General features: G+C 39.4%; 15 protein-coding genes. 12 read left to right on the top strand and 3 right to left on the bottom strand.

Features of this window, described 5'->3' with window-relative positions:
• The first annotated feature begins 97 nt into the window (after nucleotides 1-97).
• Complete coding sequence (locus V7K55_RS04520) at nucleotides 98-1,789, top strand: NAD-binding protein (protein ID WP_334828637.1); 1,692 nt, start codon at nucleotides 98-100, stop codon at nucleotides 1,787-1,789.
• Between the two features lie 288 nt (nucleotides 1,790-2,077).
• Here the strand turns inward: V7K55_RS04520 and V7K55_RS04515 are convergent, their stop codons facing one another.
• On the bottom strand, nucleotides 2,078-3,478 hold the full coding sequence (locus V7K55_RS04515; protein ID WP_334828635.1) for a sensor histidine kinase: 1,401 nt from the start codon (nucleotides 3,476-3,478) through the stop codon (nucleotides 2,078-2,080).
• 727 nt (nucleotides 3,479-4,205) lie between these two features.
• Here V7K55_RS04515 and V7K55_RS04510 point away from each other — a divergent pair.
• From V7K55_RS04510 to V7K55_RS04485, 6 genes are all read left to right on the top strand, one after another.
• On the top strand, nucleotides 4,206-5,861 hold the full coding sequence (locus tag V7K55_RS04510; protein WP_334828633.1) for a peptidoglycan D,D-transpeptidase FtsI family protein: 1,656 nt from the start codon (nucleotides 4,206-4,208) through the stop codon (nucleotides 5,859-5,861).
• A gap of 66 nt (nucleotides 5,862-5,927) precedes the next feature.
• On the top strand, nucleotides 5,928-7,853 hold the full coding sequence (locus tag V7K55_RS04505) for a transglycosylase domain-containing protein (RefSeq protein WP_334828631.1): 1,926 nt from the start codon (nucleotides 5,928-5,930) through the stop codon (nucleotides 7,851-7,853).
• 210 nt (nucleotides 7,854-8,063) lie between these two features.
• Nucleotides 8,064-8,765, top strand: a complete 702-nt coding sequence (locus tag V7K55_RS04500; protein WP_334828629.1) for a response regulator transcription factor — start codon at nucleotides 8,064-8,066, stop codon at nucleotides 8,763-8,765.
• Between the two features lie 197 nt (nucleotides 8,766-8,962).
• Nucleotides 8,963-9,184 carry a hypothetical protein gene (locus tag V7K55_RS04495; RefSeq protein ID WP_334828627.1) on the top strand — a complete coding sequence of 74 codons (222 nt, stop codon included), beginning with the start codon at nucleotides 8,963-8,965 and terminating at the stop codon, nucleotides 9,182-9,184.
• 74 nt (nucleotides 9,185-9,258) lie between these two features.
• Nucleotides 9,259-10,701 carry a glycosyltransferase gene (locus V7K55_RS04490; RefSeq protein WP_334828625.1) on the top strand — a complete coding sequence of 481 codons (1,443 nt, stop codon included), beginning with the start codon at nucleotides 9,259-9,261 and terminating at the stop codon, nucleotides 10,699-10,701.
• A gap of 406 nt (nucleotides 10,702-11,107) precedes the next feature.
• Nucleotides 11,108-11,704 carry a sucrose-phosphate phosphatase gene (locus V7K55_RS04485; RefSeq protein ID WP_334828623.1) on the top strand — a complete coding sequence of 199 codons (597 nt, stop codon included), beginning with the start codon at nucleotides 11,108-11,110 and terminating at the stop codon, nucleotides 11,702-11,704.
• A gap of 211 nt (nucleotides 11,705-11,915) precedes the next feature.
• On the opposite strand, the gene V7K55_RS04480 is transcribed toward V7K55_RS04485, so the two are convergent.
• Both V7K55_RS04480 and V7K55_RS04475 read right to left on the bottom strand, forming a co-directional pair.
• Nucleotides 11,916-14,156: an HD family phosphohydrolase gene (locus V7K55_RS04480; protein ID WP_442949061.1), complete on the bottom strand. Its 2,241-nt coding sequence runs from the start codon at nucleotides 14,154-14,156 to the stop codon at nucleotides 11,916-11,918.
• Between the two features lie 292 nt (nucleotides 14,157-14,448).
• Nucleotides 14,449-14,958 carry a response regulator transcription factor gene (locus tag V7K55_RS04475; protein ID WP_334828619.1) on the bottom strand — a complete coding sequence of 170 codons (510 nt, stop codon included), beginning with the start codon at nucleotides 14,956-14,958 and terminating at the stop codon, nucleotides 14,449-14,451.
• Nucleotides 14,959-16,207: 1,249 nt separating this feature from the next.
• On the opposite strand from V7K55_RS04475, the gene V7K55_RS04470 reads away from it, so the two are divergent.
• The 5 genes from V7K55_RS04470 (at nucleotide 16,208) to V7K55_RS04450 (ending at nucleotide 21,401) form a co-directional block, all read left to right on the top strand.
• Nucleotides 16,208-17,800 (top strand): flavin-containing monooxygenase, encoded by a 1,593-nt coding sequence (locus tag V7K55_RS04470; RefSeq protein ID WP_334828617.1) that lies wholly within the window; start codon nucleotides 16,208-16,210, stop codon nucleotides 17,798-17,800.
• Between the two features lie 200 nt (nucleotides 17,801-18,000).
• Nucleotides 18,001-19,467: a cytochrome P450 gene (locus V7K55_RS04465; protein ID WP_334828615.1), complete on the top strand. Its 1,467-nt coding sequence runs from the start codon at nucleotides 18,001-18,003 to the stop codon at nucleotides 19,465-19,467.
• Nucleotides 19,468-19,526: 59 nt separating this feature from the next.
• Nucleotides 19,527-19,808 carry a hypothetical protein gene (locus V7K55_RS04460; RefSeq protein WP_334828613.1) on the top strand — a complete coding sequence of 94 codons (282 nt, stop codon included), beginning with the start codon at nucleotides 19,527-19,529 and terminating at the stop codon, nucleotides 19,806-19,808.
• A gap of 186 nt (nucleotides 19,809-19,994) precedes the next feature.
• Nucleotides 19,995-20,639, top strand: coding sequence for a chorismate--pyruvate lyase family protein (locus V7K55_RS04455; RefSeq protein WP_334828611.1), 645 nt, complete (start codon nucleotides 19,995-19,997; stop codon nucleotides 20,637-20,639).
• 174 nt (nucleotides 20,640-20,813) lie between these two features.
• Nucleotides 20,814-21,401: an SRPBCC family protein gene (locus tag V7K55_RS04450; protein ID WP_334828609.1), complete on the top strand. Its 588-nt coding sequence runs from the start codon at nucleotides 20,814-20,816 to the stop codon at nucleotides 21,399-21,401.
• Nucleotides 21,402-21,489 lie beyond the last annotated feature (88 nt).

Below are 21,489 nucleotides of genomic sequence, written 5' to 3'. Positions count from 1 at the left end.
TCGTGTTGTCAGCTACAGTTATATGCCAGCAAAGTGGGCAACAATATTGATAAATAACTAGAAATGCAGCCCCACCTGTAAAAGATGCTGCCGTTTCATGAAACCCAGAATTATTGTTTGTGGCTTAGGACGTACCGGATATAAAACCTTTCGTTTGCTGAGACATCAGGGAACCTTCGTTGTTGGTATTCATCACCAATCTATCCCTGGCGAAACGGCAGGAGATGTGATTGTTGGCGATTTACAAGCAGCTTCTACCCTAACAGCAGCAGGAATTCAACAGGCGCATACTATAGTCATCGCCGGATCTAAAGATGCTTTGAATTTGTCTATTATGATGCAAGCGCGGGTGCTGAATCCCCAGATTCGGATTATCAACCGTTTTTATAATACAAATTTGGGTGAGCGCCTAGATCAAAGTTTGCCAGACCATTTGAGTCTGAGTGTTGTCGGATTAGCAGCACCCGTATTCACCTTTGCAGCACTGGGAAACCGAGCGATCGGACAAATCAAATTATTTCAGCAAACTTGGCCAATTCACGAAGAGTACATTGATGAAAACCACTTCTGGAAAGGTCTAAAGCTGAGTGAACTGTGGGAAGATCGCTTGCGGATGCTGATTTATTACTTGCCAGTAAAAGGTGAGATGGATTTGATATCAGGTGTCATATCTGGCCAAGAGATCCAAGTAGGCGATCGCTTAATTGTTGGTACGCAACCCCGCATTCGTTCTCCCAGGCGATCGTTGATTAGAAAATTGCTGAAAGTTATGACTAATTTTAGGCAGTTTCAAGAACACGGGCGATCGGTAGTGCTGGGTGCAATTGCACTATTGGCGGTGATTGCGATCGCTACATTCACCTATATGTCGGCTGAGTTGAGTTTGTCTCCCGTCGATGCTCTATATTTTTCTGTAGGCATGATTACTGGAGCGGGTGGTAATGACAAAGTAGTAGAAAATGCTCCTAACAGTATTAAGTTATTTACCGTTGTGATGATGCTGGTTGGAGCAGTGGTGATTGGTATTTGGTATGCAATGCTCACCGATTTCGTCTTGGGAAGTCGCTTCAAGCAATTTTGGGATGCAGCCAGAATACCCCAGCGACATCACTACATTGTCTGTGGCTTGAGTGGTATTGGGGTGAGAATTGTCCAGCAACTCCACGCCAGTGGACATGAAGTTGTAGTAGTTGAACCCGACTCCAACAATAAATATATTAATACCGCCCGTGAACTCGGTATTCCCGTAATTCAGGGCGATGCCAGCTTTCGGACAATACTTAAAGCCAGCAATATAGACTCTGCCGCCGCCGTGCTTGCCGTTACTAGCAATGATGCTACCAATCTAGAAATTGCCCTCAAAGCCAAAGGCTTGACACCTAGCATTCCGGTGATTGTTAATTATGCCGATCCCGATTTTGCCGGCATAGCGCAACAGCTATTTGGCTTCGAGGCCGTACTGAGTCCGGCTGAACTAGCAGCCCCAGCTTTTGCTGCTGCTGCACTAGGGGGACGGATTCTCGGCAATGGCATCACAGCCGATAGTCTTTGGGTAGCTTTTGCAACCATGATTACACCTTCACACGCCTTTTGTGGGCAGTGGGTGAAAGATGTAGCAATGTCATCTGACTGTGTACCTTTGTATGTAGAAACAAACAACCAAACCCTTCATGGCTGGGATTTACTAGAAACTAACCTTAGTGTTGGTGACGTTTTGTATATGACAATGCCAGCAACACAGCTATATCAATTGTGGCGAGACGAGCGAGTTTGCGAAACACACGCTTAAATCAATACGGTTCAGTTAAGCCTTTCTTCTCTCTGCGTCCTTCTCTGACGAGACGCTGCGCGAATGCGTCCTTTGCGGTAGCCTGCGGCAAGCCGTTCGCGTAGCGTCTCGTAGAGAAGCGTCTACGTTAAAAAAATGACTTTAGTAAAAAGTTTTAGCCTTAACTGAACTGTATTGAGTCTTAAGGAATTAAATTATTACTTAGTAAGGATGAAAACCTGATATAGAAAAATATTATTTTAATAGCAAAAACATTAATTACCTACAAATTATTAATTACGAATTATTTTAATTATGGCTGCTTAATTTCCTCTTGACTATTACTGTTCCATCTTGGATAAATTTGACCGTAAAACTTGTTCCACCTCCTACCTCACTATTTACATAAATTTCTCCATGATGTATTTCTAAACACTTTTTCACCACAGCCAATCCTAATCCACTACCAACAATCTTGCCTACATTACTAGCACGATGAAAAGGCTCAAATAAATGCTCCTGAAACTCTAAAGGAATTCCTATACCATTATCTTTAACTTGGAAAAATATTGCCTGTGCTTCACAGCTAAGAATTAGGGAAATATTTCCCTCTGGAAGTGAATATTTCATTGCATTTGAGAGTAAATTAGTCAAAATTGAATACAATAAACTCTCATCTAACTTTGCATGAGTACAGTTCCCTTGACTAATAAATTTAATCGTATGCTGTTGTTGATTAGAAAATTGAATATCTTCTATCAAATTAATGCAAAATGCTTCTAAATCCATGAGTTCTGGATGAAATTCTAATTTACCAGCTTCCGCCCTAGTCAAAGTCAAAATATCCGTTAGCAACTGGTTTATTGATCTAGCTGAAGATTGAATCCGATAGAGATTTTTGAGTTTTTTCTCTTCTGTCCATTGCTGATTACTTTGAGCCAATAGTTGAGCCGATCCCAATATAATACTTAATGGTGTGCGAAACTCATGAGATACCATTGAAAAAAAGCGTAACTTCAATTCACTAAGTTCTTTTTCTTGGGCTAAAGTTTTTTGAATAGTTTCTGCTTGTTGGCGCTTAACTAATTGTTGATAAAGCAAAGCATAAACACCTAATAAAATCGCAAAACTCAGAAAAGTACTGAGAAATTCAATCAACATCCGATTACGGATATTGTCTTGGGAATGTCTGACTGAAATTTGCAGTAAATGTTCTTCTCTAGCTTGCATTTTGGTAAGCGTTTCGCGGATTTGACTACGGTTTTCGTTGCTTTTAGTAACTAGGGGTGCTTGAACAGCAAAGCTTGATTTACCTAATTTCTTAAGGTTAATTGATTCTTTAGATAGTTCAATTCTTTGAATAATAAGAGATTTTAGCTTAGTTAGTTGCTGCTGTTGATAAGAGTCATCAGCAAGTTGTTGCTGCAACTTTTGGACTTTGGCATCCAGGCTTTGCATCGCCTGATCGTAACGTTTGAGTTCTGATTGCTCTCCATATAGGATATAACCCCTGCGTCCGGCTTCTGCATCGGTTAGTGTAGCAAAGATATCGATAACATTTTTCATTACCTCATGTGTGTACTTTACTTGATCGCTACTTGCAATTAACTGAGTAGCGTTTTGGTAAGAAATAAAACTAGCTGTACCCATTAAGAATAAGCACACGCCAAAGCCAGAGGCAATCCATTTCCTTTCCAATGACCATTTCATAGAAAAAATCAATTGATGGTTCAGAATCCATATCTTATCCAAGACCTTACATCAAAGTAAATATTTTTCAAATATAAGCTTCGTTTAGAATTACTTTTATTACTAACCGATATCTACCCGATTTTTGCCTTGTATCTCCACAACTAAGCGTTAAAATCCTAACTAAAATAACTTACTTGCACTAAAATATCTCCAAATAAATTTAATTGTTTGTTTGGAGAATTTTAATTTTATTATAGTAGAACTTATATTTGATTGATTTTTGTAAAAACCTCATTACGGCTCAAAAAACCTTCTTACCCATTGTCGGCTAAACCAAGTAATTTCTCTAAATCAAAGCTGATTATTATATTCTTATACATTAGATTGGAAAGCTAAAAATTAATCATTTTTATTACTCTTACTACCCGAATCCTACCCGAATTCTACCCAAAATTTAGACCTTAAAGGTGCAATATATATTAAGAAAAAGCAAAATCGACAACAAAATCGACAATTGGAATATTGTTTCTGGTAGATTTTTATGTTTTACTGCTAAGTGAATATTATCAATAAATATCGTTCATACTAATGAGCAAGTAGAGTGAAATACAAAGGTTCACGAAATTCTGCATTCACAAAACGAGAGAATATCTCTCCACAATATCCAGACAAAAAAATTCCCACCCATACTCGAAATCAATTACTAAGCAATAGATACAGACTTTCTTTAGTATGGTGTATTTTAATGGCAGCAGTATTAGGACTAGTTATTAACTTATATAAGCTGCAAATTTTACAGGGAGAAAAGCTAACAGAGAAAGCACGAACTCAGCAAATGGTCACTTTGCAGCCTTTTATACCTCGCCGCATGGTGGTGGATCGTAATCATAATATCTTGGCTTGCGATCGCCTTGTGTATACTCTGTACGCCCATCCGAAACTATTTAAACAACCTTATGAAGAAATAGCACAAAAGCTTGCCTCAATACTTAACAAAAATTCTAATGAATTAGTAAGGATTTTTCAAAGTCAAAAAACTGGCATTCTGCTGACTTCTGCGCTCCCAGAATCAACTGCTACTCATCTGAGAACATTACATTTAAATGGTTTGGAGTTAATTCAAAAAAATTTACGATTTTATCCAGAGAACGATTTAGTTGCAGATGTAGTAGGTTACGTCGATACAGACCGTAAGGGTCAAGCAGGTGTGGAATACAGCCAAGAAAAATTACTGAAACGTTCTGTGCAAACTATCCGGCTCAGTCAAGCAGGTAATGGCGCTCTGTTACCAGATTATGCTCCTGTGGGATTGCTGAATTTTGATGATTTGCAACTACAGTTAACTATTGATAGTCGCTTACAACGGAGCACCAGTTTAGCTCTGAAGCAACAGATGGAAAAATTTAGGGCGAAACGGGGAGCGGTAATTGTAATGGATGCGCTGGATGGTTCCTTGCTGTCTTTAGTTTCTCAGCCAACATATAACTCCAATGAATACTCCAAAGCTGATATTTCACTGTTTAAAAATTGGACAGTAGCAGATACTTATGAACCAGGCTCAACATTTAAGCCTTTAAATGTAGCGATCGCTTTAGAAAATCATGTTATAAAATCAGATGATATATTTAAAGATACTGGTTCAATTAAAGTAGCTGACCACACTATTAAAAATGCTGAGGAAAACAATTATCGAAGAATTAGTATTACTCAAATTCTAGAATATTCTAGTAATGTTGGCATGGTGGAAATTATGCAGCGATTGCGTCCTTCAGTCTATTACAAATGGCTCCAACGCTTAGGAATAGGGCAAACTGTTGATACAGATTTGCCGTTTGCAGTTAGCGGACAGTTGAAAAGTAAAGAAAATTTTGTTGCTTCACCCATTGAACCAGCAACTACCTCTTTTGGACAAGGTTTTTCTCTCACACCGCTACAATTAGTGCAATTGCATGGTGCTTTAGCTAACGGTGGGAAATTAATTACACCTCATGTAGTCCGGGGATTGATTGATAGCAAAGGACAGATACATTACTCACCAACTTTTCCAATACCACGCCAAATTTTCTCACGCGCTACAACTCAACAGGTGATTAAAATGATGGAAACTGTGGTTGAAAAAGGAACTGGAAAAGCATCACATATTCCGGGCTATCACATAGCTGGTAAAACTGGTACGGCTCAAAAAGCAGGTTCTACTGGTGGTTATAAAAAAGGTGCTTACATCACTAGCTTTTTAGGTATATTACCAGCAGAGTCTCCCCGTTATGTCATTTTGGCAGTGATAGATGAGCCAAAAGGAGAAAATGTCTATGGCGGTACTGTCGCCGCACCAATTGTTAAATCTGTAATAGAATCACTTATTTCTCTTGAGGAGATTCCACCAGTTCAGGCAATAAATTAGTTTTATAAAAAATACGATAACTAAATAAATTGTAGTGATATTTATAAGTAAGGAAATATAATTGCCGTGTCTTCGTTTAAAAATTTTGAAGAAAAACAATCACAATTTAAGACTTTACCTAGTTTTGAGTTTTTGAAAGGAGTTGGTCAAGTAACTGGCGGCATACTTCTATCAGTAACTATGCTATCAAGTTCTCTTATGGCTGGAGGACTCGTTGGTTTAGCTCTTAGTTTCCGCAATCTACCAGATGTTAGACAATTACGAAACTTTTCACCTTCAGAAACAACTTATATCTATGACATTAAAGGCAAGCTTTTAGCGCGTATACACGGGGAAGCTAATCGCCAAGTAGTGCCTTTAGATCAAATTTCTCCCAATTTGAAACGGGCTGTATTAGCTAGTGAAGATAATCGTTTCTATGAGCATCATGGTATTAATCCTGGTGGTATCGGGCGGGCTGCATTAGTCAATTTGGCATCTGGGGAAGTGCGAGAGGGTGGCTCTACAATCACCATGCAGTTGGTGAAAAATATATTTTTATCTCAGAAACGTGCTTTTACCCGGAAAATAGTAGAAGCAGTATTAGCAATTCGGTTAGAGCAAGTTATTAGTAAAGACCAAATATTAGAGATGTACCTCAATCAAGTTTATTGGGGTCACAATAACTATGGTGTTCAAACAGCAGCACGTACTTACTTTAAAAAATCAGCACAAAATTTGACTTTGGGTGAATCAGCAATGATGGCGGGTTTAATTCAAGCCCCAGAAGAATTTAGCCCGTTTGTGAGTATGAAGTTGGCAAAACAAAAACAAAAAGAAGTACTGGGGCGGATGTTGGAACTAAATTGGATTAGTCAGCAAGAGTATAATGATGCCCTCAAACAAAAAATCAAGCTTGGAGAAATCAGGTCATTTCAAGCTAGCGCTTTGCCTTACATTAGCAATACCGTAGCCCAAGAACTGATTAAAAAGTTTGGGCGTGAAACAGTGATTAAAGGCGGAATGCATGTACAAACTACAGTCGATACAAGCTTCCAAATGATGGCAGAAAAAACTATCAAGAAGTGGCATAAAACCCTTGAATCTGAAGGGTTAAGAAATAATCAAATGGCTTTAGTATCAATCGATCCTCGTACACATTTTGTCAAAGCATTAGTGGGTGGTATAGATGCAAAAACTAGCGAATTTAACCGCGCAACTCAAGCCCATCGTCAGCCAGGATCTTCTTTTAAACCATTTGTTTACTATACTGCTTTTGCTAGTGGTAAATTTACGCCAAATACAACAATCCTAGATACTCCAGTTAGTTACCGTGATGGTAACGGTTGGTATTCTCCACATAATTACGATAATACCTTTATGGGAGCAATACCGGTTCGTACTGCCCTAGCCCAATCTCGTAATATCCCCGCAGTCAAGATTGGCAAAGCTGTGGGCATGAATAAAGTAATTCAAACTTGCCGTACTTTGGGAATTATGAGTCCGATGGAACCTGTGAGTTCTTTACCACTAGGTGCAATTGGTGTTACACCACTAGAAATGGCTAGTGCTTATGCAACTCTTGCTAATTATGGCTGGCAATCACCTCCGACAATTATTGCCCGAATTACTGATAGCAGTGGCAATGTGCTATTAGATAATACTCCTAAACCTCAGCGAGTGCTTGACCCTTGGGCATCAGCAGCAATTTTAGACGTAATGCAAACGGTAGTTAAAGAAGGAACTGGTAGAGGTGCAGATATTGGTCGTCCAGTTGCAGGAAAGACGGGTACAACCTCCTCAGAAAAAGATATTTGGTTTATTGGTACGGTACCGCAGTTAACGACTGCCATCTGGGTAGGGAAGGACAACAACCAGCAATTATCTGGCCACGCCACGGGTGGAGGTATGGTGGCTCCTATCTGGCGTGATTTTATGCAGAAGGCACTGAAGGATGTACCAGTAGAAAACTTTAAGCCACCTTCCCAGTTTTCTCGTCCGAAATCAAATTGAAAGTATAGGAATCCGGTTTGATTTATGAAAGTATACGTAGGATGTGTTAGCAATAGCATAACGCATCAAACCCTTAATAATAGTGCGTTACGAACTCCGTTCTAACACACTCTACAATACCTAATTTTGTTCAAAAATCAAATAGTAATCCTATATTAAGGTTAGGTGTTGGGATTTATTCTAGTTTTTTAATTCACAGATATTCTAGAAATGCGGATTTTGGTAGTTGAAGATGATATGCAGCTAGCAGAAATGCTGATGGAAGCCCTTACTGACCGTCAATATGTGGTAGACACAGCCCACGATGGAGAGGAAGCGTGGGATTGCATCAAAGTGTTGGAATACGATCTAGTGGTGCTAGATATTACCTTACCCAAGTTGAATGGTGTAAGTTTTTGTCAACGCTTGCGATCGCCTACTATAGAGCGTAGTCTATTGCATAACAGTACAATACCCGTCCTCATGCTAACAGCCCGCGACACCTTGGCTGACAAAATTATCGGCTTGGATGCTGGCGCAGACGATTATATGGTCAAACCTTTTGAAATGCCAGAGCTAATGGCTCGTGTTCGCGCACTATTACGCCGCAATAGTGCCGCAGCATCCTTTCCAGACCTTGGTTGGGGTAGTTTGCGTTTAAATTCTAGCACTTATGAAGTTATCTATGCTGACCAGCCTTTACACCTAACGCCTAAAGAATTTTCCCTTCTAGAATTAATGGTTTCTAGCGGTCGGCGCGTGCTAAGTCGAGCCGGGATTATTGAACGTATTTGGTCACTTGATGACCCTCCGAGCGAAGAAACGGTTAAGTCTCATATCAAGAGTTTACGGTATAAACTTAAAGACGCAGGTGCGCCTGATGATTTTATCGAAACAGTTCATGGACTGGGCTATCGCTTAAAACAGCTTTAATAAACTACCCGATTTCTACCTGATATTTACCCCTTATTTCTACAACTGATTGTTAAAGTAAAATTAATGAAATTAACCTCATTACACTACTAGTTCTCCAAATTAATTTAATTATTGATTTGGGGAGCTTTAACTATGTATTAAACTACAAAATACATGTTTTGGAAGAGTATTATATCTTAGTTAGGGAGATTTTTATGTCTTACTCTTCAGGAAATATTTCTAATATTGTTCTTAGCAACGAAGAGTATCGCAAACTGAGAGTTTATGCACAAGAGCATAAACTTTCAATTTCTGAAGTCATTCGGTTACTAATTGATTTTCTTCCGGAATCCTCTAAAACTAATAAAAATTTAAGTAAAAACCATCCATTTCTGTTTCATAGAAGGTTTTTATACGTTTCTTTAGATGCTAAGTAAATTGTAAAATTAGAATTTTTACTATAACTAATTTCTCTATAAAACTTTGTGTCATCTCCAAACAAATTTGAATTATGAATACTCTTGCTTCTTTAAATTTGGGTAAATCTCTAGAAAATACTGCTTCAGAAACAGCAAATTCACAACCCACTTACGCGCTAATTTCAGTTCACGGCGACCCGACAGCTGAAATAGGTAAAGAAGGGGCAGGTGGTCAAAATATCTACGTGCGAGAATTAGGGTTAGCATTAGCAAAACGCGGCTGTCAAGTTGATATGTTCACCCGACGCGAAGACCCCAACAAAGAAGAAATTGTGGAATTAGCACCAGGGTGTCGCACAATTCGTCTAACCGCAGGGCCAGCAGAATTCATTTCTAGAAATAATTTATTTGAATATTTACCAGAATTTGTGGAAGCTTGGCTTAATTTCCAAAAGCAAACAGGGCGAAGTTATTCATTGATTCACACTAATTATTGGCTTTCTGCTTGGGTGGGATTGGAACTTAAATCTAGATTAGGATTACCTCAAGTTCATACTTATCACTCTATAGGGGCAGTTAAATATGGCAATGTGGAAAATCCACCACAGATTGCTGCAATTCGTAATTGTGTAGAGAGGTTAGTTTTAGAACAGGCAGATTGCGTCATTTCCACTAGCCCCCAAGAAGTAGAAGACCTACGTCAATTAATTTCGCCGCATGGTCGGATTAAAGTTATTCCCTGTGGAATTAATACTGAACACTTTGGTTCTGTAAATAAAGAAGTTGCTCGCCAACAGTTAGGAATTGCGCCAGATTCTCAGATAATTATGTATGTAGGACGCTTTGACCCCCGCAAGGGAGTTGAAACTTTAGTAAAAGCTTGTGCGAATTTGCCTTCAGCATTTCAACTCTATCTAGTTGGTGGTAGCCGCGAAGATGGAGCAGACTTTCGAGAACAACAACGCATTCAAACTTTGGTGAAGGAATTGGGATTGGAAGCAGTTACAACTTTTACTGGACGAATTTCTCAAGCACTCTTACCTACTTACTATGCCGCAGGGGATGTCTGCGTTGTACCGAGTTACTACGAACCTTTTGGTTTAGTTGCGATTGAGGCAATGGCGGCCGGAACACCTGTAATTGCCAGTAACGTGGGAGGGTTGCAGCATACAGTGGTGCATGGTGAAACCGGACTTTTGGTTCCTCCTCGTGATTCTAAGGCTTTGGAGGGCGCAATTCACAGTCTATTAGAAAACCCCATTTTGAGAGAGAACTATGGCAATGCTGCACAGAATTGGGTTCAGTCTCGTTTTAGTACTCAAGGAGTTGCCGCCCAAGTTCACGAACTCTATCAATCTTTAACACTTGATACATTTGTTCAAGAAATTATTCAAACTAAAAAATTAACTCCAGAGTTAGAAAGACAAATCCAAAATTTATTGAAGTCGAAAGCTTTAAAGTCTAGTGAAATTAAGGCTTTAGAAAAATTAATTGACTCATTTTATAATGGCATTGTGCAATGGGCAACTAGTTAGACGAAATCATACAGCAGAATTCAGGTGGTTGCCGAGTGTAGTCGAAATGAGTCAGAATTGAGAAGTAAAACCAGCTTCATACATGGCTTTGAGGCTTTGATTGTGTACTTCAACCAACTGGAAATCTACAAAAAATAACATTGTTAGGACTTACGCACTGTACAAATTAGTCATGGTATACTTTGACCGAAATAGCTTGTTTGAGACTTTGACTAATTATGTTTTTACCGATGAATTAACCGTGGGTTAGGGGTTTAGCAATGCTAAACCCCTACGATAAATATGATTTTCCGCAATATATATTTATTGTTTTCTGTCGATGCGTAAGTCCTAATTGTAGCTGCTTTTCTAGACTGTGTATTTTTCAAATTTATTATCAATAGTCTTTTAGTGGAGACAAGTAAAAATGAAACTGCTTTTAGTTATTGAATTAGACAATACCTTGGTTGGGAATAATCGGGCTATTGCTGCTTTAAACGAAAGGCTAGAAGCTATACAGAATCAGATTTATTTAGTCTATGTTACTAGTAGTTCTTATGCTGCTAGTCGTCGGACGATAGCACAGGCACGGCTTTTGAAACCCGATTATTTAATTGCTAGTGTCGGTACTGAGATTTATCAGCGAGGTGTGCTTTTAGAAAAGGATTGGACAAATCAAATCTCAAAAGATTGGGATAGGGATGTAATTTGGGCAATTGCTAGCTATTTTTCTGCACTGATACCTCAACCCGACAGCGAACAAACTCCCTGGAAATTAAGCTTTTGTCTAGATATGGATGCGCCGCTTGAGGTTATCCACGATCTAGAAGATTTGTTAAATTTTACTGGATTGCAGACTCAGGTAGTTTTCAGCAATGGGCGGGACGTTGACATTATACCCAAGGACAGTAACAAAGGTAAAGCGACTGTATATCTGCAAGACTTGCTGCGATCGCAATCAGATGCAACTATTGTCTGTGGAGGTTCTGGAAAAGGTGAGATCGCGCAACCCATTTCCAATTAAATCTATCGCACTCTGAAAGTTCAGAAGCAGCCTTAGCTAATAGGGATTTCCAAGAAATAAATTATCCAATAAACGAACCACAGAGACAAGGTAGCGCGGTCTTGGGGGTTTCCCCCATGAGCGACTGCCACGCAGAGAACACAGAGAGAGAAGAAATAGAGAGGATTTTTACATCAGTTTTGGGGTATTTTTTATTTGGAAGTCCCATATCTTAAAGTTTAGGATAGGCGATGCGTTGGTGATGAAATTGCTGCCAAACCTGGACAAAAATATGAGCAATTTGAGACATCTCTGGACGTGTTAACCCTGAGTCTACCAATTGATTATCCTGCCATCGTGCTTTCAGGATTTTATTTACCATTGCCAAAGCTGCTTCTGGGGTTGCATCTTTAAGGGAGCGTAACGCCGCTTCACAAGCATCAGCCAATATAGCAATTCCTGTTTCTTTGGATTGGGGAATCGGCCCGTCATAGCGAAAATCTGATTCGTGTAATACTTTTTCAGTATTTTGTTGCTGTGCTTGCTGGTAGAAATATGCAATTAAAATGGTTCCTTGATGTTCGGGAATAAATGCCTGAATAGCGCTTGGTAGCTTGTGCTGACGAGCCATTACCAGACCTTCACTCACATGCTTTTTGATAATTTCGGCACTTTTCCAGGGGTCATTAATTACATCGTGTTTATTAATACCTCCCATTTGATTTTCAACAAATCCCAGAGGATCGTGCATTTTACCAATGTCATGATAGAGAATCCCAGCGCGCACCAGTTCCACATTACAATCTAATGCTCGGGCCGCAGTTTCGGCGAGTGTTGCGACAAACAGTGTGTGCTGGAAAGTTCCCGGAGCTTCATTAGCTAGACGTTTTAATAAAGGCCGGTTGGGATTGGACAATTCTGCCAAACGAATCGGTGTGACTAAATCAAATAAAGCTTCTAGGTAGGGGCTTAACCCTAGTGCTAAGATACTCCAAAATAACCCTGCTAAACCGTTGAGGACTGCTGCACCCAAGACAGCATACCAAAGGGGTGCGATCGCAGTATTGACCAACAAATAAACTAATCCCTGCGTCAACCCAATTAAGATTCCCAAGGTAGCTAATTCCTCTCGTGTTCGCAGTGCTTCTCTACCAGGGAATCGCCATTGTCCCGCCATCAATCCGCCCAGAATTCCGCCAGCTGCACTAGGTACTAAATAATGCCAGCTAAGTTCGGTTCCCATTGAGAGCAATATCGTCAGTAACACCATAACAGTACCCCCGATCGCAGTCCCGTAGAAGCTACCAAGAAGCAAACCAATAGCAGGTAAGCCTGTAAATGATTTGGTCAAGAAGATTAGCAACGGCGCACTGAGAGTAAGGAGCAGTATCAAAAGATAATCGCTTTGTCGTAATTTGGCGTAAATCCGTCGTTCTACCAGTTTGAAAATAGCTACAGCCAATGCCACTATCCCACTAAAACGAATCAGATGCAGCCAATCGATTCCGCGTTGGCTCAAGTGAAAGTGGTCTAATAGGACAAAATCAGCCTGGGTAATTTTTGCTCTAGCATTAACGATAACTTCACCTTTTTGAATGCTGACGATCGCTGGTTCTACTGCTTGGGCTGCTTGTTCGGCAATTAGTTTGGTTTGCTCTATGTCTTTAATTAAATTTGGTGCGATCGCGTCTGATAGTAATCGTCTGGCTAAAGGTTGTGCTGTTGTTGGCACAGAAACACTCACCTGCATCTGGATTGCAGAGTTGAGGTTCGCATTGGATAGCCCTGGATAAATGCCCTGTGCTAACATTCGGTCTAATGTTTGACGCACTTGGATTTGAGTTGTTTGCCAATCTGCATCAGGCAGATTTAAGAAAGTAGCATCATAAAGGGTTTCGGGTTGAGCGTAGATGCTGTAAGTCTTGTCGTTAGACATCGCGCTCAGGACATTGAGAGCGGTATTATAGCGCTGACGAGCTTGGGCGATCGCTTTTAATAGTTGAGCAAAAGCCTGGGAAGAGTTAGACTCTCTATAAGTTCGCAGTTTTTTTACTGCTAGCTGTTGAACAGAATTTAAACCAGCTAAATTGCTATTTTTATCTAACCCTCGCAATACTTGCTGCCATTGAGATTCTGTTGCTTGTCGCAGGTAAGTTTGTGTAGGAGTAGACAACACTGAAATCTTGACAAAGGGGAAATTGCCCAACTTTTCGCGGATGCGATCGCCTTTTGTCAATAATTGCTGAAGATTTTGGTGAATTTGCCCATTAATTACTGGATCGACAACCCAGATTGCTGAAGCACCGCTACGAGCCTCCCTACGTCTTTCTTCTGTTGTTTTGACATCTTCAACATCGGCTGAACTAGGTGCGGTAAGCGTTTGAGGGGCTATCTTACCTACATCTAATTTTGGTTGGTTATAAAAAGGGTAGCCTAGTCCACTGGAGAGAAGTAGCACGACAAAGACAAACATCCCAGTAGAATAGAGACGGTTTTTGAAGTGCGATCGCTTACTCTTAGGTCTAATTTGCCTGTAATACCTACGAAATAAACTCAAACATCACCCCCAAAAACTACACTACTATAGTGTTTGTTCATTATACTTGGGCAATATCAATATCTGCTACCAATCTATTTTATCTGCAATGGAACGGAAACTGAGTTCCACACTAAATTAGGCTTTGGAAGAGTTGTTGCACTTTGCGATCGCGTGCTAGGGGCGATCGCAAAGTGCAAAATGGTGATTCAACTATACAAACAAACAGTTAGGCTGTTTCTTCACTTACCTCTCCCTCAACCCCTACATCCATCTGATGCAATCGATTAATCGATGAAGAACAACGGTAGACCATAGCAGAGCGACTATCTACTTTTAGCTTAATAAAAATTCGGCGCAGGTGAGCAGAAACAGTCCACTCGCTGATTTGAAGTTGGTTCCCAACTTTTTTATTAGACCAACCTAAAGCAATCAGAGCAGCAATTTGCAGTTCCCGTTCCGTTAAAATATTGATGAGGCTGGGATCTATAGCATCTGGTGTGTTCTGAGTTTTTACAATTGCATAGTGATGTCCATCAAATTCAAAATTCCCAACGACAGAAAATGAAATCGTATCAATAATGACATCGGAAGTGAAATGTTTGCTATTTCCTGTAGGTGATTCAACAGCAATAACAAGAAAACAAGAGTTTGCTATGAAAAATTTCGTAATAACATGGCAATCTGAAACTAAGTTTGCAGTAAAAATATTAGAAGTTTGATCAATTTCTACTTGCATGATTCCTCTAATTCTGAAATTAGGTACTAAGGGGTTTAGATAAATGTGTAGCTATCTATCAGAGTAATCACTCTTTAACTGAGAAAATATGCAGAAACTTTTGCGACCAGGAACTTAATATTTTTTGAGTATAATGCTCTCCTTAAGAAATATAAATGTTTCTTAACGCTCTTTTATTCTTTTCGTCAGATGAAATTTGGGCGTTGCTGAATCATGGGATGATTTCGCCCGATGTTGAACGAATTATTAATAGTTTTAGTCGCTAATTCATCCCGCATTTATGCAACGCCGAAATTTGAAACCCTATTTTCACATTAGTTCAGACCCGTGAAAATCCGATACGCAAACATTATACATAAGAATCAAATAAATTGATCAAGCCAAAAGCATAATGTAATTAAAAATTTAACACTAGCCAAATGGAACTGAAAAAGCTTAAATCCTTGATATGGATGCATTATGGGTGTAGTGAGGATGTTTGAAATTCCTCTTACGGGTATCAAAACTTTTAGAGCTTAGGACTTACGCACAGAGAATGGAAAACGAATAAGGTTACAGAGGAATGAGAATTTGGGAGGGTTTTTGCGTAAGTCCTATGTAAATATAGGACTCCTACTTGATTTTTGAACAAAATTAGTATTGTAGGGTGTGTTAGAACGAAGTTCGTAACGCGCCATTATAGAGGGTTTGGTGGCGTACTCTCCGTGCTAACACAACGCCAGTCCAGGTCGCTCAAGTCGGGAAACCCGCCCACGCGACTGGCTCCCCTACGGATCTTTTCATAAATCAAACCGGATTCCTATAGGAAGGATACATAAAATTTTGCGGTTATTCAAGTATTAGTTCAAATTAACTAAGTCTAAATACTTAGATAGGATAAGTGACTTGCAAAAGTTATGAAACAGAAATATTAATATAAGCACAAGTCTTTTTCATGCACTCTCAAGAATAGATGATTATTATTTAAACCAACAAAAACTAAGAACCGTTAAGTTCTATCCTCCTGAATTCCAGGCAGCTACAGGATAAGCTCTTGCCGCGATACTGCTAAATTACGAGACAACTTAATTTATGTTTAATCTACTGTTAATCCTCAACTAAGCCAGGTCTTTCAATTGATTGAGGTATTAATAGACCGAAGAGTTTTCTAGAAACTTTCCCCAAAAACTTAGGCTGAAACCCTTATTATTTACGTTAACTTTCACAAGTTTTCGAGCTACTGAACTTACCAATATAGAGGTGAAATCTCATGTTAGATTGCATTGTGATTGGATCTGGGCCTGGAGGTCTAGTTTGTACTAAAGAATTGCTCGAACAAGGTCTGCGCGAGATTGTCTGTTTAGAACAAGCTGAGAATGTGGGGGGCGTTTTTGCTAGTACTTACGATAGTTTAGTGTTAACTTCCTCTGCTACGATGAGTATGTTTTCGGATTTCTGGATCGGTGATGGAAACCAGCACAAGTTCTGGGTTAAGTCAGAAGCAGTTGATTATTGGAAGAGGTACGCACAACATTTTGGTGTCCTCGATCGTATCCGTTTCAACTCCAAAGTAGTGAGTGTGGTTTGGCAGGGTAGTGAAGGCTGGAATGTTCAGCTTGAGTCTGGAGAGACTTTTTTCTCGAAACGCATCGCACTGGCAATTGGCAATAACACTATCCCTAATTACCCAGTTTGGAAGGATTCATTAACTGACATTGAATACTCCCATTCCAAAGAGTACCGTAACGCTGACCAATTTGCAGGCAAGAATGTGTTAGTGGTCGGAGGAGGTGAGTCTGGCTCGGATGTAGCATTAGAAGCATCCCGTGTCGCAAATAATTGCTGGATAAGTCTTCGCAACACAACAGGATGGGTAGCACCCCGCAGAAGAGGTATATACGCTGCCGATATTTCTACCCATCGGGGTGTGTGGGGACTTCCTCGCAATTATGGATCGACTTTAAGCGAAGCTATTTGTCAAGCAGAGTTGAGCTACAAAGATCCAGTTCATGATATGGCAGTCGAACTCAACAAGAAGATTAAGGCCCGCAAAGGAGTCTGGGGAATCTTTGGAACTAAAACCTTTTCACTGCCCAAAGCGATCGTACATCACGGCTGTAAAGTTGTTGATGAAATAGTCAAGGTAGAAGATGGAGGAAGGACATTACATACGGCAGAGGGGGAATCTCTGCAAAATGTCGATACTGTTGTATTTTCTACTGGCTATAAAAATTATGTGTCTTTCCTACCAGAGGATTTGAGAAAAACTGACCCCCGCAGTCTGTATAAACACATGTTTCATCCAACATATCAAGACAAAATAGTTTGGATTGGGTGGGCACGCCCTGGTTTCGGCAGTCAGTTTCCCATTATGGAGATGCAAGCAAGGTTGTTTGCACTGGTTTGCAAAGGAGAACTAACTCTTCCTGTTCCGTCAGAAATGGAACGGATGGCATGTCTCGATCGTGCTGCTAATTTGGAGCAGTTCGAGCATAATGCTCATAGAGTTCGCAGCTTGGTAGATTATCATCGCTACATGGATGACTTAGCTGATGTAATCGGATGTGAGCCTCCGTTGTGGCAATACTTTTTTACCCACCCCCGCATTTGGCTTCACATGATATATGGTGCCACTCAGTCTACTCAGTTTCGCTTGCGAGGGCCTGGACAGAAGAAATCCTTGGCTCACGACATATTAATGAAACTACCTGTGAGTAAGCTGACTCATATTGTAAAAGCAGGACTAAAAGGACGTGTGATTTATGGATTCAAGGCTTTAATGCCTAAATTCATATCTATTCCTTTTAAAGATCGCCAAAATTCCCAGTCTTCTCTGGAAATTCCTCGGGTATCATCTGTCTAATTTGACCCACATTATCTATTGGAAATACTTACTAAACTCTTGCACCTATGCAAACTTGAAAAGGTATGTATATGCAGATAAATTGAAACTTCAAACTCAATCAAGAGCGTTTGTATTTCCAAAAGTTAAGTTGGTAGAAATAAACCAAATTAGTTTTCTCATATCGATTTACTGCTCTTAAAGTTATCTAAAAAATAGCCATGATTTTACAAAATTCAGTATCAGAATCGATACAGTTGAACAATAACCCTCCAGAACCTCCTGCACTTCCCTTTATCAATATGTTGCCTTTTCTACGTAAACACTTACATCTAGAATTGCATCAACTAGGCAAAAAATACGGTGATATTTTTCAGCTTCGTGTCGGTAGCAAAACCTTAGTTGTACTGAATGGGCTTGAGATCGTCAAAGAAGCTTTAGTCAAGCAACAGGATATCTTTAACGCTAGAGCAGATTTTGACGTATTTCAGCAACCACCTCAACGTTACTTTTTGGAACTAAAGAGTGGTGAGTCTTGGAAAAAACACCATAGCATTCTAGGTAAAGCTATGCATACCTTTGTAGTTAGCAAATCAGATGCTCTGGAAAGTTGGGTTCTAGAAGAAGCAGAGGACTTGGCAAATACGTTCTTAAAATTTGGCAGTCAACCTTTTGATCCTGATTTATATTTGCCTATAGCCACCTTAAATTTTAACCAAAGGCTAATATTTGGGAAAAGAGACACTATTGAAGATAGTAAGAATAACATTGAATTTGTTACAACTGCTTATAATTTCAGACATATTCCCGGAGTTCTAGAGGGTATTAAATTAGAGTTTATACCTGGGATTTGGCAGCCAATATTTAAATTGTCTCGCTGGAAAATAGTAAAAAACTTTCTCAAAGCTTTAACTGCACTAGAAAACTATGTTTCAAAAAATGTAGAACAGCATCAAGAATCCTTCGATGCAGAAAATTTGCGGGACATTACAGATGGACTTTTGAAAGCTAGTAGCGAACTAACTGATTCAGATCGAAACGAGCTTGGGTTAAGTAAAAATGACATTGTTAATGGTTCGTTAATGCAGTTTGCTGGAGCAGGTGGAGCAATTACCAGTTTTATATTACGCTGGGGTTTGCTTTACATGATTACTCACCCAGATATTCAGGCTCAAATTCAAAAGGAACTAGACGAAATAGTTGGTAGAGAACAACAAATACGCTTAGAACATCGTGGCAAATTACCATTCATGGAAGCTTGTATTAACGAAATTTTGCGCCACTCTTCTCTGACTACGATGGCCCCGATCAACTACGCTACTAGTGGTGATACCACTTTGGGGGGTTACTTTATCGCTAAAAACACTCCTTTAGTTATCAATTACTATGCTCTAACCCGCGATGAACGCTATTGGCAAGAGCCTGAGAAATTTAACCCATATCGGTTTTTAGATGAAAACGGCAAACTTAGAACTAGCCTTGTTGATAAGTTCTATCCGTTTGGAGTTGGAGTGCGTAGGTGTATAGGAGAGTATTTAGGACGGATTCAAATTTTTCTTTTCTTCGCCAACCTCATGCATAAATGCCGATTTGAAAAGGTTCCTGGAGAAAAATTGAGTTTTGAGCCTCAACCAGGAGCTATTGTAACTCCCCAGGATTTTAAAGTTGTAGTAAAACCACGCTTTTAGGTTTTAGGATTTGAATTTTAACTAGTCTCACCTGGTTTTTTGAATAGAGCCAACTTGTCATGGTAACTCTAATCATATCTGCAACACTTGGCTCTGCATTTCGCTTGGCTCTCTACGGATTTGCTCCTCTGCCAATATTGGTTACTCTCACTATCACATTTGCGATCGTCTACAGTGGGTTTTGTGTACCTTCGGCAATTAAGATTTTTAAAAATGCAAGTCCTGAAGCCTCTTCCGATGATGTTCAGGCAGCACTCGCCCCGATTGTCCGTCTTCATCGCAATGTCGGAATTATCGTTGCATTCACCCTAATTATTCAGATCGCAAGCGTGACTTTCTAACTAAGTACAAAATATAGGTTTAGCTGTACTGCGATCGCTTTCATAATACGCTGTATAAATAGCTTTACGAAGTGAACCTGGAGTCTCTAAACTTTGCGCTCCAGTCGATCCTCTCACGCCAAAGCCCTGTGTTGTACTTTTTCAAGCGTACTCCAGAAATACTTGAACATCAGAGGTAATTAACAAATGTCTAGCGATTATACTCAAACACTTTTTCACTCAGAAGAAGCACAAAGCATCATCGGTGATTTACAATCGTATACTCATCACACACAAGTACCTAATTTAGGTGATTTTCAGAGGATTTTGCTGCAAGCTGATGGCACGGTTACAGCCATTTTAGAAGCTTATTTAAATGAGCAAATTCAAGTAGTTAAACTATCAGAAAGTATCGAAAAAATAAACCTTGAATTGCCGAATATTAAATTTAATCATCCAGAAGAAGTTATGATCAGAAAAATCCTTCTTCAAGGAAAGATTAGCCAGCGTAATTTTATTTATGCTGATTCGTTTATCCTGATTAACAACCTGGAGCAGCGATTTAGCCATGAATTGCTGGAGACAAATAAACCAATCGGTAAGCTCTGGTCTGAGCAAAAAGTTGAGACTTTCAAGGAAATCATCCATTCAGGTATAGAACCAGCAAATGAATTGGCAAATTATTTTTGTATTGAACCTGAAGAAAATCTAATTGTTAGGACTTATTCTGTGTCATCTCAAGGAAAAATTACGATGATAATTACGGAAAAATTTCCTAAGAATTACTTCCCAAAAAGTCCTATGAACGTTGTTGGATGTGACGACTCAACTATTGCTTCCAACCACTCTTGATTGATACCTAAAAAACTTTTTGGATAAATAATACCTTTCAATTTTATTCGGTTAATGAATGAAAGTAGGCTGAAGTTTTTGAAATATCATTGTCTATGATCCCTAAAATAGGCTTAACCGATCAGTGTTTTAATACCTTTTTTTATCCAATAACTACTCTACAATGCTGGCAAAATGAACCATAAATTTTCATCTGCTACTGGTGAATTTCAGGGAGAAATGGAATCAGAAAACTTAATGGTTACTACTGACTCGGATATACTGAAAGCTGTAGAAATAAAAATTGAAAAACTAGAGGGACGGCAGCGACACGTCTTTGCTAAAATCCAGATTCCTTATCAATTAGAGCAAGTTTGGCAAATTCTAACAGACTATGAAGTGTTAACTGAGTTCATGCCTAATATGACTCAGAGCCGACGGTTAAATTGTCCAACTGGAGGTATTCGCCTAGAACAATGTCGCACTAAGAGTTTTATGGGAATGAACTTTTCCGGTCGTTCAGTTTTTGATGTGGAAGAAAAGTTTCCTCACGAGATTCATTATCAATTAATTGAAGGAGACATGAAAGCTTTATCTGGCTACTGGCGCTTAGAACCTTGGAATTTATCTGAGTCAAAAGCCGGGATTACTCTCATTTATGACTTTTTTGTGTCGCCAAAGTCCATGTTTCCAATGGCTTTAGTCGAAAATATTTTGAACCATGATATCCCAGCAAGTATGTTAGCAATTCGTCAGCGAGTAGAAGAGATTTTTGGTTCATAATAACTGATTTACTTTACCTATAAATTGATGCTTAAGCCTAAGCACGATAAAACAAGATTAAGGCACTTCCAAATAACCAAATAAAAAA

Origin of the sequence: Nostoc sp., from assembly GCF_036919895.1 — a bacterium.
GTDB lineage: Bacteria > Cyanobacteriota > Cyanobacteriia > Cyanobacteriales > Nostocaceae > Nostoc.
The sequence above is the reverse complement of the archived record's forward strand: the minus strand, read 5'-3'. Positions and strand labels throughout refer to the sequence as shown.